This window comes from Longivirga aurantiaca, from assembly GCF_042660085.1.
GTDB lineage: Bacteria > Actinomycetota > Actinomycetes > S36-B12 > CAIYMF01 > Longivirga > Longivirga aurantiaca.
In genome coordinates this window covers 1-1,342 of sequence record NZ_JBHSTI010000030.1, presented here as the reverse complement: position 1 = coordinate 1,342, position 1,342 = coordinate 1, and the positions used below count along the sequence as shown (strand labels likewise).

Below are 1,342 nucleotides of genomic sequence, written 5' to 3'. Positions count from 1 at the left end.
ACCACGCGCCGAGGTGCTCGTTGACGAGCTTCTGCACGTAGGTCTTCGCCTCGGTGTTGCCGAGCTTGGCCTTGGTCTGGCCCTCGAACTGCGGCTCGCCGAGCTTCACCGACACGATCGCGGTGAGGCCCTCCCGGATGTCCTCGCCGGAGAGGTTGGTGTCCTTCTCCTTGAGCACGCCCCACTCGCGGGCGAACTTGTTGACGCAGGTGGTGAGCGCCGCGCGGAAGCCCTCCTCGTGCGTGCCGCCCTCGATCGTGTGGATCGTGTTGGCGAACGTGTAGACCGACTCGGAGTAGCCGGAGTTCCACTGCATCGCGACCTCGGCCGAGATGAGGCGCTCGGTGTCCTCGGACTCGACGTGGATCACGTGCGCGTGGCTCGGGCCCTTGGCGGTGTTGAGGTACTTCACGAAGTCGGCGATGCCGCCCTCGTAGTGGTAGGTGATGGTTCGCGGCGCCTCCTCGGCGGGGTCGACCCCGTCGAGCTCGACGTCGATCGGGTCGGGCTCGCGCTCGTCGGTGAGCACGAGGGTGAGGCCCTTGTTGAGGAAGGCCATCTCCTGGAAGCGGCGCGACAGCGTCGAGAAGTCGTAGTGCGTGGTCTCGAAGATCCCGCCGTCGGCCCAGAACGTGACGGTGGTGCCCGTGCGGTCGGTGGCCTCCTCGCTGCGGAGCGGGCCGGTGGGGACGCCGTACGCGAAGTCCATGCGGTGCACGACGCCGTCGCGGTGCACCTCGACCTCGACGCGGGTCGACAGCGCGTTGACGACCGAGACGCCGACGCCGTGCAGGCCGCCGGACACGGCGTACCCGCCGCCGCCGAACTTGCCGCCGGCGTGCAGGACGGTGAGGACGACCTCGACGGCGGGCTTGCCCTCGCTCTCGACGATGTCGACGGGGATGCCGCGGCCGTTGTCCTGAACGCGTACGCCGCCGTCCGCCAGGATCGTGACGTCGATGGTGTCGCAGTAGCCGGCGAGGGCCTCGTCGACGGAGTTGTCGACGACCTCGTAGACGAGGTGGTGCAGGCCGCGCTCGCCCGTGGAGCCGATGTACATGCCGGGGCGCTTGCGGACGGCCTCGAGACCCTCGAGGACGGTGATGTTGCTCGCGTCGTAGGACACGCGTGACCCCTCTGTCGTGCGCGCGCGAGGTGCGCGCTGCCGTGCTGTGCTGGTCGGGCCACCGGGCGCCTGCCTCACGGGCGCGCCCACCGGGGCGAGCCCGGTGCCTGCGACCGGCCGGGGAGGGCGCCTGGGAGAGGTGCCGGGAGCCCCGGAGAACTGGCCTTCATCCTACCGTGAGCAGGGCCCTGGGGCCGCGTTAGGGGCGTGCGTGAG

1 protein-coding gene is annotated in these 1,342 nt (G+C 70.2%); it reads right to left on the bottom strand.

Features of this window, described 5'->3' with window-relative positions:
• The coding region (locus ACFQGU_RS16320) for an ATP-binding protein (RefSeq protein ID WP_386768737.1) at positions 1–1,126 on the bottom strand (1,126 nt) is incomplete at its 3' end.
• Positions 1,127–1,342 lie beyond the last annotated feature (216 nt).